Annotated in this window: 16 protein-coding genes; 13 read left to right on the top strand and 3 right to left on the bottom strand. The window is 65.2% G+C overall.

The window, feature by feature from the left end; all coding sequences use genetic code 11:
• Positions 1-3 precede the first annotated feature (3 nt).
• From ATN00_RS03155 to ATN00_RS03110, 10 genes are all read left to right on the top strand, one after another.
• Entirely contained in the window at positions 4-309 is a 306-nt protein-coding gene (locus tag ATN00_RS03155; RefSeq protein ID WP_062062022.1) for a Rieske (2Fe-2S) protein, read from the top strand.
• 1 nt (position 310) lies between these two features.
• Positions 311-1,036, top strand: coding sequence for a glutathione S-transferase family protein (locus ATN00_RS03150; RefSeq protein WP_062062019.1), 726 nt, complete (start codon positions 311-313; stop codon positions 1,034-1,036).
• Positions 1,029-4,514, top strand: a complete 3,486-nt coding sequence (locus ATN00_RS03145) for an indolepyruvate ferredoxin oxidoreductase family protein (protein WP_062062016.1) — start codon at positions 1,029-1,031, stop codon at positions 4,512-4,514. Before ATN00_RS03150 ends, ATN00_RS03145 begins: the two co-directional genes overlap by 8 nt.
• Before the next feature lie 34 nt (positions 4,515-4,548).
• The gene (locus ATN00_RS03140) at positions 4,549-5,961 is read left to right on the top strand and encodes an aldehyde dehydrogenase family protein (RefSeq protein WP_062062014.1); all 1,413 of its coding nucleotides are present in this window, start codon (positions 4,549-4,551) and stop codon (positions 5,959-5,961) included.
• The gene (locus ATN00_RS03135) at positions 5,958-6,746 is read left to right on the top strand and encodes an SDR family oxidoreductase (protein WP_062062012.1); all 789 of its coding nucleotides are present in this window, start codon (positions 5,958-5,960) and stop codon (positions 6,744-6,746) included. Before ATN00_RS03140 ends, ATN00_RS03135 begins: the two co-directional genes overlap by 4 nt.
• Positions 6,734-7,276: a nuclear transport factor 2 family protein gene (locus ATN00_RS03130; protein WP_062062009.1), complete on the top strand. Its 543-nt coding sequence runs from the start codon at positions 6,734-6,736 to the stop codon at positions 7,274-7,276. Before ATN00_RS03135 ends, ATN00_RS03130 begins: the two co-directional genes overlap by 13 nt.
• Complete coding sequence (locus tag ATN00_RS03125) at positions 7,276-8,049, top strand: EthD domain-containing protein (protein WP_062062007.1); 774 nt, start codon at positions 7,276-7,278, stop codon at positions 8,047-8,049. Before ATN00_RS03130 ends, ATN00_RS03125 begins: the two co-directional genes overlap by 1 nt.
• 99 nt (positions 8,050-8,148) lie before the next feature.
• Positions 8,149-8,961, top strand: a complete 813-nt coding sequence (locus tag ATN00_RS03120) for an SDR family NAD(P)-dependent oxidoreductase (protein ID WP_062062005.1) — start codon at positions 8,149-8,151, stop codon at positions 8,959-8,961.
• Positions 8,962-9,209: 248 nt separating this feature from the next.
• On the top strand, positions 9,210-9,410 hold the full coding sequence (locus ATN00_RS03115) for a hypothetical protein (protein ID WP_156415207.1): 201 nt from the start codon (positions 9,210-9,212) through the stop codon (positions 9,408-9,410).
• Positions 9,407-10,897 carry a solute symporter family protein gene (locus ATN00_RS03110; protein WP_062061999.1) on the top strand — a complete coding sequence of 497 codons (1,491 nt, stop codon included), beginning with the start codon at positions 9,407-9,409 and terminating at the stop codon, positions 10,895-10,897. Before ATN00_RS03115 ends, ATN00_RS03110 begins: the two co-directional genes overlap by 4 nt.
• 28 nt (positions 10,898-10,925) lie before the next feature.
• On the opposite strand, the gene ATN00_RS03105 is transcribed toward ATN00_RS03110, so the two are convergent.
• Complete coding sequence (locus tag ATN00_RS03105) at positions 10,926-11,705, bottom strand: SDR family NAD(P)-dependent oxidoreductase (RefSeq protein ID WP_062061996.1); 780 nt, start codon at positions 11,703-11,705, stop codon at positions 10,926-10,928.
• A 121-nt stretch (positions 11,706-11,826) separates the two neighbouring features.
• Between ATN00_RS03105 and ATN00_RS03100 the strand changes: the two genes are divergently transcribed.
• Both ATN00_RS03100 and ATN00_RS03095 read left to right on the top strand, forming a co-directional pair.
• A complete protein-coding gene (locus ATN00_RS03100; protein WP_062061993.1) occupies positions 11,827-12,981 on the top strand; it encodes a sulfotransferase family protein in 1,155 nt (384 codons plus the stop codon).
• Complete coding sequence (locus tag ATN00_RS03095; protein WP_231746371.1) at positions 12,981-14,162, top strand: hypothetical protein; 1,182 nt, start codon at positions 12,981-12,983, stop codon at positions 14,160-14,162. The genes ATN00_RS03100 and ATN00_RS03095 overlap by 1 nt, the downstream gene beginning before the upstream one ends.
• An 89-nt stretch (positions 14,163-14,251) precedes the next feature.
• On the opposite strand, the gene ATN00_RS03090 is transcribed toward ATN00_RS03095, so the two are convergent.
• Positions 14,252-15,154: a pirin family protein gene (locus tag ATN00_RS03090; protein WP_062061990.1), complete on the bottom strand. Its 903-nt coding sequence runs from the start codon at positions 15,152-15,154 to the stop codon at positions 14,252-14,254.
• 24 nt (positions 15,155-15,178) lie between these two features.
• Complete coding sequence (locus ATN00_RS03085) at positions 15,179-15,463, bottom strand: BolA family protein (RefSeq protein ID WP_062061988.1); 285 nt, start codon at positions 15,461-15,463, stop codon at positions 15,179-15,181.
• Positions 15,464-15,507: 44 nt separating this feature from the next.
• Here ATN00_RS03085 and ATN00_RS03080 point away from each other — a divergent pair, with 44 nt between their 5' ends.
• Positions 15,508-16,125 (top strand): J domain-containing protein, encoded by a 618-nt coding sequence (locus ATN00_RS03080; RefSeq protein ID WP_062061985.1) that lies wholly within the window; start codon positions 15,508-15,510, stop codon positions 16,123-16,125.
• Positions 16,126-16,178 lie beyond the last annotated feature (53 nt).

Raw genomic sequence — 16,178 nt, 5'->3', positions numbered from 1 at the left:
GATATGATGAAAGTCGGTGAAATGTCGGAGCTGAGCGCGGAAAAGCCCCTCCGCGTGTCGCTGGGATCGGAAAAGATCCTGATATTCCTGGTGAACGGTGCACCCGTCGCCACGGCGGCGCGTTGCCCCCATGCCCATGGCCCGCTGCATCAGGGCGAACTGTGCGGCACGGTGCTGACCTGCCCCTGGCACGGCTGGAGCTTCGATCTGGTGACCGGCGAATGCGAGGAAGATCCCGACCTGCTGCTCCAGCGTTACGACGTGAAGGTGGACGGCAACGACATCCTCGTTTCCCAGGTCCCGGCATGACATGACTGGTCCCTCATTCGATTCCGCGCCCGGAACCCTGGCCCTGCACGGCTATCCGGTGAGCAATTATTTCAACACGGCGCGCGCTGCGTTGATCGAGAAAGGCGCGGACTTCACGATCGTTCCCACCCGCGCCAGCCAGGACGATGCTTTCCTGGCGGCGAGCGCGATGGGCAAGATCCCCTATCTGCGAACCCCCGCCGGTTGCATCGCGGAAACCATCGCCATCGTCGAATATATCGAAGATGTGGTGCCAGGTGTTCCCCTATATCCCGCCGATCCGTTCGAGCGGGCGCGTGCGCGGCAGATCATCAACATCGTGCAGCTTTATGTCGAGGCGCCATTGCGCTCGCTCTTTCCCGGCGTCTTCATGGGCGGCGTAAACGCGCCGGAGGCGATCGCGGCGGTCCGGCCTGTCGTGGAGCGCGCGATGGGCGCGCTTTCGCGTCTGATCGCGCCCGCGCCGTTCCTGATGGGCGCGCAGCTGACCCATGCCGACCTGTTCGCCTTTTATACGGTCGATTTGGGGGAGCGCGTCATGCGGTTCAGCTATGACGCCTCGCTGATCGATTCCGTTGCGGGCCTGCGTGACTGGCGCGATCGCCTGGCGATGCGCCCGTCCAGCCGCACTGTCCTTGCCGATTTTTACCCCGCCTTTGCTGCCTACCTCCACGACAAGGCGGCTGCCTGGCACGAGCCGGAGCCGAAAGAGACAACCCATGCGTGACGTGAAACTGGACGATAAATATACGATTGATGACGGCCGGGTGATCATGAGCGGCACCCATGCCTTGATCCGCGTGCCGCTGCTGCAGAAGGAAATCGACCAGCGCAACGGCCTCAACACCGGCGGTTTCATATCGGGCTATCGCGGCTCGCCGCTCGGGTCCTACGATATGGAATTGTGGCGGGCGAAGAAGCTGTTGGAAAGCCACGACATCCTGTTCCAGCCCGGCGTGAACGAGGATCTGGCCGCAACCGCGGTGTGGGGCACGCAGATGCTGGCCACCACGCCCGGCGCCAACAAGGATGGCGTCTTTGCCATCTGGTACGGCAAGGGGCCGGGCGTCGACCGGTCCGGCGATTCGTTCAAGCACGGCAATATTGCGGGCACGCACCCCCATGGCGGTGTGCTGATCGTCGCGGGCGACGATCATTCGGGCAAGTCTTCCACCGTCGCGCATCAAAGCGAGTTGGCGCTGATGCACGCGGGCATGCCGATCCTGGCACCATCCAATGTGCAGGACGTTATCGACTTCGGCCTGCTGGGCATTGCGATGTCGCGCTATACCGGCCTTTATACGGGCTTCAAGCTGACCAACGAGACGCTGGAGCAGACCATGACGGTCGATATCCGCTCCGGCGATAATGGCCCGATCACGCCCGATCGCGGCGCGGCGCCCGCCAACGGCTTTCACAATTATCCGACCCATCTCGACCGCATCGCATCGGAAACGGTGGTCAAGCGCTATCGCTGGCCGCTGATCGAGAAGTTCGTGCGCGCCAATCACATCGACCGCGTGCTGGTCGACGCACCGGTCCGCAGGCTGGGTATCGTTTCGACCGGCAAGGCGGTGCAGGATGTGCGTCAGGCGCTGAAGCTGCTTGGCCTTGATGACGAAGCCGCCGCCGCGCTGGGCATCAGCGTCTACAAGCTTGGTTGCATGTATCCGGTGGAGCGGCAGGGCCTTGCTCAATTCGCCGCCGGCCAATCCGAACTCCTCTTCATCGAGGAAAAAGACCCGCTGACCGAGAATCAGGCCAAGGCGATCCTCTATGGCCGCCCCGATACGCCGCCCATCGTCGGCAAGCTGGACGAGGACGGCGTTTTCATGATCCCGTCCGACGAACAGCTCGAACCCGTGCAGCTCGCGCTCGTCATCGCCGAACGCCTGCGCCGGCTGGGTGCCGGGAACGCAGCACTGACAGAGCGCGCCGAACGCCTGTCGCGCCAGATGGAGACGATCGCTGCGCTCAAGCCCGTCGATGCGGCGCGCTCCCCCTATTTCTGTTCGGGCTGCCCGCACAATACCGGTACGCGTTTCCCCGAAGGCTCGATCGCGGCGGGCGGCATCGGTTGCCATGCCATGGCGATGTATTCCGGGCCGGAAATGCTGCCCAACACGCAGATGGGCGGGGAAGGGGCCCATTGGTACAGCCTCGCCTACTTCAGCGACATGAACCATATCTTCCAGAATATGGGCGACGGCACCTATTATCATAGCGGTCTGCTTGCGGTGCGCGGGGCGGTCGCGGCGAAGGTCAACATGACCTTCAAGATCCTGTTCAACGATGCCGTCGCCATGACCGGCGGCCAGCCGGTCGACGGGCCGCTGACGCCCGGCGACATCACGCGTCAGGTGCTGGCCGAAGGCGTGGTGCGCTGCGTCGTCGTCACCGACCGTCCCGACCTCTATGGCGCGCATAGCGGGCTGGGGGAGGGCGTGACCGTCCACCACCGCGACACCTATGACGCCGTGCAGAAGGAACTGCGCGATGTGCCCGGCGTCACCGTCATCGTCTATGAACAGACCTGTGCGGCGGAAAAGCGCCGCCGCCGCAAGCGCGGCAAGTTTCCCGATCCCGCCAAGCGCATGTTCATCAACGCGGCGGTGTGCGAAGGCTGCGGCGACTGTTCGGTCCAGTCCAATTGCGTGAGCGTCTGGCCCAAGGAAACCGAGCTTGGCCGCAAGCGGCAGATCGACCAGTCGAACTGCAACAAGGATTATAGCTGCGTAAAGGGTTTCTGCCCCAGCTTCGTCACCGTCCTCGACGCCGAGCCGCGCAAGCCCCAAAAGGCACAGCTGGACGGCGAGGCGGACATGGCGCTGCCCGATCCGGCGATCGTTCCGCTGCATGACGGCGCCTATAACATCATGATTTCTGGCATAGGCGGCACCGGCGTCGTCACCATCGGCGCGCTGCTCGCCATGGCGGCGCATCTGGAGGGCAAGTCGACATCGGTGTTCGACATGACCGGCCTTAGCCAGAAGAATGGCGCTGTGTTCAGCCATTTGCGCATCGCTGAACGGAATGACGACCTTGGCGCGCAGAAACTGGGCATCGGCGAGGCGGACCTAGCGCTGGCCTTCGACGCGGTCGCGGGGCTGGCCAAGGAACCGGCGATCACATTGTCGGCCGATCGCACGAGGGTGGTCGTCAACGCGCGTGTCACGCCGACGCCAGCCTTCCAGCGCAATCCCGACCTGACGCTGGACCAGGGGCTGCTCGTCCGTCGCCTTAAGAAGATGTCGGCCGACCTGCATGGCGTGGACGCCACCGGCCTTGGCCTGGCGCTGTTGGGCGACACCATCGCCGCGAACCTCTTCATGCTCGGCTATGCGAGCCAGCTCGGTCTGCTGCCCGTCTCTCCGCAAGCCATTGAACGCGCGGTGGAGATCAACGGCGTCGCCGTCCCCTTCAACAAGGCCGCCTTCGCCCTTGGCCGCTTGAAGGCGATCGATCCGGCCCGCATCGAAAAAGCGGTGGTCAGCCATGTGCAGGAACTGGACTTCATCCCGCTCACGAAGCTGGAAGACATTGTCGCCCATCGCACGCAGCTTTTGACCGATTATCAGAACGCCGCATGGGCGCAGCGTTACCGCGATCTGGTCGATATCGTGGCGAAGGCGGAATCGCTGGCGACGCCGGGCAAGGATGAACTGTCCGTCATGGTGGCGCGCAACTTCGCCAAGCTCATGGCCTATAAGGACGAATATGAGGTCGCCCGCCTGCATGCCGACCCGGCGTTCAGGCAGCAGCTCAAGGATGCGTTCGAGGACGGCGCGAAGCTGCGCTACAATCTGGCTCCGCCGCTTTTTTCCAGGCGCGACGCGGACGGGCACCTGATCAAGCGGGAATTCGGCTCGTGGATGGGTAAGGCCTTCACCTTTCTCGCGCGCTTCAAGGGGTTGCGCGGCACCGCCTTCGACATTTTCGGCTATACGCAGGAGCGCAAGATGGAGCGCGGCCTGATCGACCATTATGAAGCGCAGATGCTCATGGTGGCGCGCCGCCTGACGCCGGCTAATTATGCCGCCGCTGTCGAGCTTGCCTCGCTGCCGGGGCAGATTCGCGGCTACGGCCATGTGAAGGAAGCCAATGTCGAGAAGGTGCGCGCGCTGGAACCCATGATCCTCAAGAAATTCGAGGATGCGGCCATCCTCGCTGCCGGTGCTCCCGCGCCGCTGCTCCAGAACGCCTGACAGAATGAACAAGACACCGGAGAGGTAGGACAAGATGGTCAAGATGCTGATCGACGGGGCGCTGGTCGATACCGCGCGCCATATGGATGTCATCGATCCCAGCGACGAGAGCGTCGTGGCGCAGGTGCCGGACGCCGGTGCAGCGGAAGTCGATCAGGCGGTGGCGGCGGCCAAGCGGGCCTTCCCGGCGTGGCGCGACAGCACGGCGCAGGCGCGCGGCGATGCCCTTGCGGCCATGGCCAGGGTCATCGCCGACAATGGCGACGAGCTGGCGGCGCTGCTCATCCAGGAAACCGGACGTCCCATGGCGCTCGCCCAGTTCGAGATCGCGCACCTCGCCCAAGGCTATCTGAACTATTATGCCAATCTGCGGATCGAACCGGAAATCCTGATCGAGGACGACACGCGCCGGGTCGAACTGCACAGGAAGCCACTGGGCGTCGTGGCCGCGGTGGTGCCGTGGAACGCGCCGGTCTTCATCGCCTGCAACAAGATCGCGCCGGCGCTGGCCGCAGGCAACTGCATCGTCGTCAAGACTGCACCGTCCACGCCGCTCACCACCCTGCGTCTGGGCGAACTCATCAAGGATGTCGTGCCGGCCGGTGTCGTCAACATCCTGTCAGGCGGCAATGAAGCAGGCGCGCATCTCGTCGCCCATCCGGACGTCGCCAAGGTCACTTTCACGGGATCGACCGGCACCGGCCGCAAGATCATGGAGGCGGCGTCGCCCACCCTCAAGCGGGTCACGCTCGAACTGGGGGGCAATGATGCCGCGATCGTGCTGCCCGACGCGGACGTGAAGGCCATCGCGCCCGCCATCTTCGCCTTCGCCTTCTTCAACAGCGGTCAGGTCTGCGCGATCATCAAGCGTCTATATGTCCATGAGAGCCTGTACGACGCCATGTGCGCGGAAATCGCGGCTTATGCTTCGGGCTCGAAGCTCGCTGGCGGCCGCGATCCCGAAGCGCAATTCGGCCCGGTCCAGAACAAGGCGCAATATGACAAGGTGCTGGACTATCTGGCGGGCGCGAAGGCCAGCGGCACGATCATCGCGGGCGGCGAACTGCCCGAAGGCCCCGGCTATTTCGTGCCGCTGACCGTCGTGCGCGACGTGGCCGAGGGGGATGTGATCGTCGATGAGGAGCCGTTCGGCCCTATCCTGCCGATCATCCGTTACAGCGACGTCGACGATGTGATCGCCCGCGCCAACGCGTCGCCCTATGCGCTGGGCGGTTCCATCTGGTCGAGCGACCCCGAAGCCGCCGCGAAAGTCGCGTTGCGCCTGGAAAGCGGCAGCGTCTGGGTGAACCAGCATTGCGCGCTCGATCCGGCCGTCCCCTTTCCGGCGAACAAGCAGTCCGGCTTCGGCGTCGAAGGCGGTATCGAGGGGCTTTATCCCTATACCGCGCTTCAGACCCTCAACATCGCCAAGGCGGCTGCGGCATGAGCATCCTCGACACGCTGTTTTCCGTCCAGGGGAAGACCGCCGTGGTGACGGGCGGTGCGAAGGGAGTCGGCGCGATGATCAGCCGCACGCTGGTGGAGGCCGGCGCGGACGTGCTGATCGTCGGGCGCGGCGTGCAGGCAGGCAAGGCTTTTGCCGCCAGTCTCGATGGCCCGGGCAAGGCGACCTTTCTCGCCCATGACCTTGGCACGACCGCCGGGGTGGAGGCCGCCGCGGCCGACATCGCCGGGCGGGTGCCCGCGCTTCACATATTGGTCAACAATGCCGGTCTGTTCAGCGCGGGGGCGATAGAGGATGCGCGCGCCGACCAGTGGGATCGCGAACTCGGTCTCAACCTGCGCGCGCCTTTCTTCCTGGCGCAGGCGTTGCTGCCGCAGTTCAAGGCTGCTTCCCGCCCGGGCGATCCCGCGCGCATCATTTCCATCGGTTCCATCGGGGCGCTCTGGGGCCGCAGCAGCAACGGCGCCTATGCTTATGGCGCCAGCAAGGCGGCAATCCATCAACTCACGCGCATGATGGCGTCGGACCTGACCGCGCAGGGGATTACCGTCAACGCCATCGCGCCCGGTTTCTTCCCCAGCGACATGACCGACGGCTTCTTCGCGGCGGTGCCGGGCCTCAAGGACCAGATGATCGCGGGCATCCCTGCCGGGCGCCTGGGATCGCCGGAGGATATCGGTGGAGCCGTCCTTTTCCTCGCGTCGCGCGCGGGCGCTTATGTATCAGGCACGGTGTTGCCGGTGGAGGGCGCATTATGGCAGGCGTAACGCTTGAACAGGCGGCATGGCGGTTCGAGATCATGGACGTCATACATCGCTATTGCCACGCGGTGGACCGTCGCCGCTGGACCCTGATGGACAGCGTCTTCCACGAAGACGCCACCTATAAATTCTTCTCGATCGAAGGGACGTGGCGCGATTTCGTGGCGCAGGCGAAGGGACTGATCGATCCGATCGGCCCGACCCATCATCAGGTCAGCAACATCACCATTCGCTTTGACGGCGATACCGCCTGGAGCGAGACGTATCTGCGCGCCTCTCACCAGGTGCCGGCCGACTATCCGCCCTGGACCCTGTTCTCATTGGCCGGGGGCGGCGTCATCCTGATCGGGGGACGCTATATCGACCGGTTCGAGCGGCGCGACGGCGAATGGCGCATCGCGCATCGCCATGGCCTGCTCGACTGGCGGCAGGATCATGCCGAGGCCGACGGGGGCCTGGGGGCGACCCCGCCTGAATGGCGCGGCCGCCATGGCGATGGCGACCCCTCCTCGCCGGTCATGGCTGGCTGGCTGTAATGGGAATGCCGACCACCATCGCGCTGCTGGAGCGCAAGCCGGGCATCACGCGCGATCTTTTCTCGCGCTATTGGCGCGACATCCATGGCGTGATGGCCGCCCGCATCCCCGGTTTTGAAAGCTATACCCAGCATCATGCGACGCCGCTGGAGGATATTGGCTCATCCATCGTCGAACCGTTCGAGGGCATTGCCGTCGTCACTTTCGCCGCCCCCGGCGACCGCGACGGCCTGATCCACAGCGACGTCACGAAACATATCCACCGCGACGAACAGAATGTCTTTCGCCGTGCCTTGCTCTACAATCTCGAAGCCGATGCCACGTCGATTTCCGGCGAGGCCGATCGTTCGGCGCTCGGCAGCCACTTTCTCGTCCTGCCGCAGGAACTGGATGGGAACGCCGTGGCGAGAGGGTTGACCGAAGCGGGCGCGGCCATGGTTGCGCTTCATGACCTGTGCGGCGCCGATCCTTCCGGGTGGAACGATACGGATGTCGAGGAGGGAGGCGCGAGCCGGCTGTTCGGAGCCGTCATCCAATGCTGGTGGTCCGATCCGGCGCAGGCCCATGCCGCGCTTCGTGATGCCGTGCGGGGCAGTAACGGGCAGATCGCATGCTATCGCACGGACGCGCGCTATCCGATGGTTGAGCATGGCCGGCCGACGCTGATCGGCTTGCGCGGCCTGGACGCCGTTCGCACCATCAATGAAGCCCATGCCGCAAATCAGCGTGAACCCGAAGTCTTGCGCGCCATCTATGGCGATTTCGCCGGGTAAATAGCCGAAGCCGTCGCGCGCGGGCCCGGCTGTGTGTAGAGAATGCTCTGGCGTGGGCGGACTCGCGCTACAGACAATAGGGCCGGGAGGGGAAGCGCAATGGATCTGGGACTGCATGGGAAACTCGTGATCGTGACGGGCGCGACCGCGAATATCGGTCGCGCGATCGCGCTGGACTTCGCGGCGGAAGGGGCGAGCCTGCTCATCGTGGGCCGGGATGTGGCGGCAGGCGGACGTGTCGCCGCCGAAGCGCGGGAGCGGGGCGCGAGCGATGTCGTTTTCCTCGCGGCGGACCTGCTGGATGACGAGGCGCCCGCCCGGATCGCGGAGGCGGGGAAGGCCATCGGCCCGGCGGCCGTTCTGGTCAACAATGTCGGCGGAAATGCCGCATCGGGGGTGTTCGTCGAATCCGATCCGGCGACCTGGCAGGCGGATATCGACATCACCTTGATGACGACGCTTCGGGTCACCCGCGCGATCCTGCCGGACATGGTGGTGCGCGGCGCGGGGCGGATCGTCAACATCGGTTCGACCGCCGGCACGGTCGGCGATTATATGTTGCCGGTCTATTCCGCTGCAAAGAGCGCCGTGCACGGCTTTACCCGCGTTCTGGCGAAGGAAGTGGGCCAGCACGGGATCACCGTCAACTGCGTCGCGCCCTATGCCACCATGTCGGACGATCCGGCTGCCTACAGCCAGGGCAGCCGGTTCCATCCCGAACATGGATTCTTCACCAAGGCATTCGGCGAGGTGGACCCGGCCGAACTCGCCAAGCTGCAACGGACCGGCCCGCTGGGACGAACGACCGCGCGGCCGGAGGAAGTCGCCGCCGCCGTCCTCTATCTTGCCTCCGCCCGTGCGAGTTTCGTCACCGGGCAGGTGCTGCATGTCGACGGCGGCACGCTCCTCTGACACAAGATGCCGATTGGATCGGCCCGGTCGAGCCGGCGCCGGGTCGCCCTATCCAACAGGAGGTTGAGGGCGGCGGTTGTCCGGCCAATAGTGGCCGAATCACGAAGGGGGGAATGCATGGCCAGGGGCGAAGTCGTCGGCGTTAGCCGCAAGGAAGGGGGGCGATTGTCGTTGGCAATCGACGCCAGCGCCACATGCGCGCCGCCGATGACCCAAACATCCTTTTCGCAGCGGAAAGGCGCCTGACCATGCGGATCGGACGGAGGATCGCTTTCGCCGTGGCGGCGCTGGCGCCGATGGTGCTGTTGCAGGGCGCGCCGCAGCTTACCCCCCAATGGTTCGATCATGACCTGGCGGGTGTGCCCGTGGTCGTGTGGCTCGCGATCTGCTGGTTCGCATTGATGGTTGCGGCGTCCTGGGTGCCGCTGGGCGAGGATGACGGGGTATGAGCCAGATCCATTATTTTCTGGCCACCGTGGCCATCACCATCGCCATCACTTTCTGGGCCGCGCGGCGCAACAGCGGCCGGGCCTCCTTCTATGCCGCCGAAGGCAAGATATCGGCGCCGCAAAACGGCCTGGCCATCGCTGGCGATTTCCTGTCGGCGGGCACGGTGCTTGGCATTGTCGGGCTGTTCTTCGCGGTCGGCATGGATGCCGCGCCTTATCTGATCACGCCGCTGGCCGGGTTGTTCCTGATGCTGACGCTGATCGTCGGCCCGCTGCGCCGTCTGGGACGCTTCACGCTGGGCGACGTCGTCACCCACCGGATGGAATCGCCGCACATCCGCATCGTCATCGGTCTGTGCACGATCGTCATTTCGCTTATCAACCTCGTCGCGCAGCTGGTCGGCGCGGGCGCGCTGATTTCGATCGTGTTCGGCATTCCGTTCAATTTCGCGGTCGGGATCATCGCGGCGCTCATGACCATCTATGTCGCGTTCGGCGGAATGCTGGCGGCGACCTGGGTGCAGATCATCAAGGCGGTGATCCTGATCGCGATGGTCGCGGTGCTGGCGGCGCTCTGCATCGGGCGCGCCGGGGGCTATGCGCCGTTATTCGACCTTGCCGAGATCAGCGCGCGCAGCCGCGACATGTTCGCGTTCGGCGGGCTTCAGCTGGGGATGTTCGGCGCGATCAGCCTTGCGCTGACGCAGGTGACCGGCATGATGGGGATGCCGCATCTGCTGATCCGCTTCTTCACGGTGCCCGACGAGCGCGCCGCCCGCCGGTCGCTGGTGATCGGCACGACGATCATCGGCATCGCGATGGCCACCGTCCTGCTGGTCCTCGGCCCGGCGGCGATCGCCTTCGTGGGCGGGGACGCATCGCTGCGCGACCCATCGGGCGGGATCATCGGCGGGACGAACATGATCACCATGCACCTGGCGCGGCTGCTGGGCGGCGACATGCTGTTCGGCCTGATGAGCGCGGTAGCCTTTTCGACCATATTGGCGGTTGTCGCCGGGCTGACCATCTCGATCTCTTCGGCCACGTCGCATGACCTGGTGCTGGGCTTTCGCAAGGGCCGGTCGCTGACCGAAGGATCGGAGGTCGCGATATTCCGCCTCGCCGCGCTGGTGACATCGGCGATCGGCGTGGGGCTGGCGATCCTGTTCCAGAAGGAAAACATCACCTTTTTGATCGTGATGGGACAGACGGTCGCCGCCAGCACCACCTTCCCCCTGCTGATCCTGGCGATTTACTGGCGGGGGTTGACCACCGCGGGCACGGTCGCGGCAGGGCTGTTCGGCCTGGTAACGAGCGTGCTGGGGATCGTCGCCAGCCCGGCCTTCTGGATGAAGGCGCTGGGCCATCCCGAGCCGCTGATCCCGACCGACTATCCCGCGCTGGTCACCGTTCCGGCGACCTTCCTCGTCGCATGGCTGGTTTCGACCTTCGTTCCCGCCCGTCCGGCACGCGCGGCGCAGGCCTGAACGCGCTGCCGGGCGGCGCTGGCCCGGATCAGCAGGTGATCTGCCCGCCGTCGATCACCAGCGTTTGGCCGGTGATGAAGCCGGCCGCGTCGGAAGCGAGGTAGAGGACCGCGCCGGCGATATCGTCCGGCGTCCCCGCCCGGCCGATCGGCGGCATGAAGGCGGCGATCTGTTCGGGCGGAAAGGCGGGGCCGGTGGACGTCATCTGGCCGGGCGTGGCGGTGTTGCCGGGGCAGACCGCGTTGACGGTGATGCCGTCCTTGACGACTTCCATGGCGGTCGCGCGGGTCAGCCCGGCGACGCCGGCCTTGGATGTGGAATAGGCAAGCAGGCTGGGCGCGGTGGCGTGGAATGCGCTGTTCGACGCGATATTGATGATCCGGCCTTTCGTGCCGTCGGCGCGCATGATCTTCACCGCTTCGCGGCTGGCGACGAACGGTCCGCGCAGATTGACGTCGATCATGCGGTCCCAGAAAGCGGTGCTGGTGTCCTCGATGAAATTGCGGTCCTGCAATCCGGCGCAGTTCACCACGATGTCGATCCGGCCGAAATCGGCGCGCACCTTGTGGACAAGGTCGGTCACGGCTTCGTCATCGGCCATGTCGACGATATAGCTGCGCGCGCTCGCGCCGCTCTCGCGCAGAGTGTCGGCCACGCTATCGACGCTGCTCTGGACGTCCGCAAGGGCGACCGCCGCGCCCACGCCGGAAAGATAATGCGCGACCCTTTCCCCCATGCCCTGCGCCGCGCCCGTGACCAGCGCCACGCGCCCGCCCAGTCCGAAAAGCGTCTGAAGATCGAGAGCCATGCACATCCTCCTGTTCTTTCTTTCGCGCAGCAGGCCTTCTGCGCGAAAGCGGCTCACCTGCCCGAAGAGGGGTAAAGGCGGGCGAAAGGCGATCCACAATCGGGAAAAAGGGAGAGTGGGCATGTCTGGACTGTCTGTTGCTGAAATTTCCGCCGATTCGATGATCGATCAATATGATCTGTCCGAAGAGATTCGCGCTGGCGTGCGGCCGGGGGTCGAGGCGATGCTGGCGGCCTTATCTGCGGAGCAGGGGTTGAGCGCGGAAGGACGGCAGCAGGCGCTGGCGTTGTTCCAGGATAATCTGCGCCGACTCGCGGCGGTTGATGCCGACCGCCGCCGCTATCCCGAAATCGCGGAGGTGCAGATCGAACGGCCCGTCTTCATCCTGGGCCTGCCGCGTTGCGGCACCAGCCTGCTGCACGCGCTGATCGGTTCCGATCCCGACGTGCGGACGCCGATGTCGTGGGAAGTCGCGCAGCCATCGCCGCCGCCCGAGGCCGCGACCTATGAAAGCGATCCCCGCGCGCAGGCCTTCGACGACTATGTGGCGGCGACATTCACCGGCAAATGGGCCGACATGCTCAAGGCGCATCCGATCGGCGCCTGGATTCCGCAGGAATGCGGCATGATATTGGAAACCTCCTTCCAGAGCATCAATCCGCTGACGATGTTCCGGATTCCGGCCTATTATCCTTGGTATCTGAAGGCCGATACAAGCTTTGCCTACAAGGTGCACAAGATGTTCCTTCAGCAGCTGGCCTGGCGCAATCCGCGCAAACGGTGGGTGCTGAAGGTGCAGGAGCATGCCTATCATCTGCCGGAGCTTTTCTCGGTCTATCCCGATGCGATGCTGGTCCAGCCGCACCGCGACCCCGTGACCGTCCAGGCCTCCATCTGCCGCCTGATCGAAGTGCTGCGGAGCACGGCGATGGTCGAGCAGGACCGGATCGCGCTCGGTCAGGAGCTGCTGCATCTGTGGCATGATGGTCAGGTGCGGATGATGGCCTATCGCAAGGCGAACCCCGGCGTGGCCATTCACGACATGCGTTACAAGGATCTGGCCGCCGATCCGGTGGAAGCGGTGAGGGGCGTCTATGCTTTTGCGGGCATCGACTTCACGCCCGCGACCGAGAAGGGCATTCGCGGCTGGCTCGCCGACAATCCCGCGGGCAAGCACGGCAAGCATGTCTATGCCCTTGACGATTATGGCTTGACCCAGGCGCAGGTTAGCGATGTCTATGCCGATTATATCGAAGCTTATCGGGATTATATCTGATGACGGTAGACGTGACCCTGCCGGGCTGGGCGGATTATCTTGCCGGGATGGAGGACGCGAGCGACCTGCTCGCGTTGCTGCGCGACCCGGCCGATCCGGCGTTGACGCAGGAGGCTCTGCGGCTGTTCTTCCTGGCGCTTTCGGGCGGGTTCTTCACGGCGTTCGCCGACCCGGACCTGCCCGACTTCGTGCCGGCGGTGAACACAGTCCTCAACGCCAGCATGACCAATCCGGACTTCATCTATAGCGCGGCCTCGATCGACGGCGAGGGCGTCTATCGGCTGAGCGGCGAGCGGGGCGAGGGCCTGTTCGTGCTGTTGGACACCGCCGCGGGCGGTTTGGGCGTGATGGACCAACTGGGGCCGTCATGCGGGACGATCGACATCGATTCGCTCGACATCGGCACGGATGGCCGGTTCGAACTGGTGATGAGCGCGCAGCGTCCCGACGGCTGGACCGGCAACTGGCGCCCGCTCGACCCGCGCGCCCGTACGCTCACGCTGCGGCAGGCGAGCTATCATTGGGGGGAGGGCCGCGATGGCCGCTTCGCGATCGAACGGCTCGACAGGCCGATCAGGCCACGCCGCCGGACAGCCGCCGAAATTGCCCAGAGGCTGACGGCGCTCGCGGGCTATCCCAAACGCTATGCCGGGCTGTGGATCAACGTCATCAAGGATCAGGCCGCCAAGAATCTGTGGAATCGCTTCGAACATGACGATTGGGCGGGGCGGGGCGGCGTAACGGGGCAGCATTATTATCAGGGGTTGTTCCGAATCGAGCCGGGCCATGCGCTGATCCTGGAAACGGAGCTGCCCGAACGGGTACGCTACTGGAATGTGCAGCTTGGCGACCTGCTGTGGAACACGACCGACTGGATGAACCGGCAGTCGAGCCTGAACGGCGGCCAGGCCGAGATCGACAGCGACGGCAGGTTCCGTGCGGTGATCGCGCTGGAAGATCCGGGTGTCCCCAACTGGCTCGATCCGGGCGGATGGAGCGAGGGCGCGATCATGCTGCGCTGGACCGAGGCATCGAGCGGTCCCGAACCGAGCCTGAGACAAGTGCCGCTGGACGGGTTGAGGGCGCAACTGCCCGCCGATACCCCCGCTATCTCTGCCGAAGAGAGAGACAGGCGATTGCGCCAGCGGCGCACGGGCGTCCAGCTGCGGCGGCGCTGGTAGGCCGCCGGGTCGAGGGGCGATGAACGAACCAAGAAGGGATCGGGATCGCCCGTCCCTTTTCGTCGCCTTATGTGGCCGGGCCCCGATCTTTACGGATAGCTGACTGTCTTGGGACGGCCCTGCGGGATCGGGATAAATTCCTGATCGTCGCCGGGGATCAGGGGAAAGCGCATCGCTTCCCAATCCTCGCGCGCCTGCATCAGGCGGTCGGTGGTGGAGGAAACGAAGTTCCACCAGACATGGCGTGGCGAGGTGAAAGCCTCGCCGCCGCACAGCACGACGCGGCCGCCATCGACGCTCATCAACGTGGCGCTGACGCCGGGGCGCAGCACATAGAGCGTCTGCGGCTGAAGCAACAGGCCATCGAGCGCCGCGTCGCCGCCGGAGACATAGATCGCCCGTTCGTCCGCCGACGGGTCGATGGGCACGCTGCCGCCGGGGGATAGCTGGATGTCGGCGTAGATGGTGTCGGCATAGGTGGTGACCGGCGCGCTCTGGCCCCAGAGCGTTCCCATGATGACGCGGGCGCGGGCGGAGCCGCTGTCGATGAGGGGCAGGCGGTCTTCCGCCACATGCTCGAAGGCGGGGTCCATTTCCTCGTTTCGGTCGGGAAGCGCAAGCCATGTCTGGATTGCCGACAGCTTGGAGGCGCGGGCGCGATCCGTGTCCGGCGAGCGCTCCGAATGGACGATGCCCCTGCCCGCCGTCATCAGGTTGACCGCGCCCGGCTCGATCAGCTGCTCGGTGCCGAGGGAATCGCGGTGCAGGAACGCGCCTTCATACATGTAGGTGACGGTGGCGAGATTGATGTGCGGATGGGGCCGCACGTCCACGCCCTGTCCCGGCCCGATCTGCGCCGGGCCTGCCTGATCGAAGAAGATGAATGGGCCGACCATGGTGCGCTCCTTCGCGGGAAGGGCGCGGTGGACGCGGAAATCGCCCAGATTATGGCTGGTCGGCGTGATCGTTTGGATGATGAGGTCTTCCCGCATGGTCCATTCTTCCCCTTAACTGCCCTATTCGCCCGGCGCCCTGGCCCGAATCGCCAGGGCGTGAATCTTGTCGCGCAGCAGGTCGGCCAGCGCGGCGTTGACGAGCCGCTGGCGCGCCACCCGGTTCTGGCCGATGAAGCGGTCCGACACCACTTCCACCGTGAAATGGCTTTCGCCCGATCCGTCATGCCCGGCATGGCCCCGATGCGTTTCGCTGTCGTCGATGACGGCGAGATGTTCGGGCGACAGGGCAGCGCGCAGGCGGGATTCGATTTCCGTGGCCACTGGGCCTTTGGCTTGGTCAGTCATTTTTCCTATATAGGCCCTTTGCGTGAACTTGCATCAGGACAGTCTTGGCTAGCGATCCCTTTTCGACCCGCCGTTTCAACCGCTTCCATGGCCGTGTGGAAGGCAACCGCCCCTGCGCGGTCGACGGATGCGAGGAGCCGGGGGAATTCCGCGCGCCGCCGCTGGAAGGAAGCGCGTCCGGCCATGAAGGGCCGCGCTGGCGCTGGTTGTGCCTGGAGCATGTGCGGCAGTTCAATCAGGGCTATAATTTCTTCACCGGCATGAGCGCGGACGAGATCGCCGCCGCCCAGCGCCCCCATGCGGGGTGGGAACGGGAGACGCGGGCCTTTTCCTCCAACGCCGCCAGCCCGCCGCCGCGCTGGGCCGATTTCGCCGACCCGCTGGACGCCATCGGCGCGAAGTTTCGCGAGCGCAGGGCGCAGGCGGAGCGGGCCAATGCGGCGCGGGCCGACGGCAGGTTCCTGTCGAAGGAGGACCGGCGGGCGCTGGAGGTCATGGGCCTGCCCGTCGATGCGGATCGCAAGGCGTTGCGGGCGCGCTATACCGAGCTGGTGCGGCGCTATCATCCCGACCATAATGGCGGCGATCGCAGTCATGAGAGCGCCTTGCAGTCCGTGATCGAAGCCTATGGCCTGCTCCGGAAAGCACCGGCCTTTGCATGAGGCGCCAGAGCCGCCCGGCAAAGCCAATTGCATCGGTCCGGCCCTGTTCCATC

Source organism: Sphingobium baderi (assembly GCF_001456115.1).
GTDB classification, from domain to species: Bacteria; Pseudomonadota; Alphaproteobacteria; order Sphingomonadales; family Sphingomonadaceae; genus Sphingobium; species Sphingobium baderi_A.
This window is presented reverse-complemented; position numbering and strand designations above follow the sequence as displayed.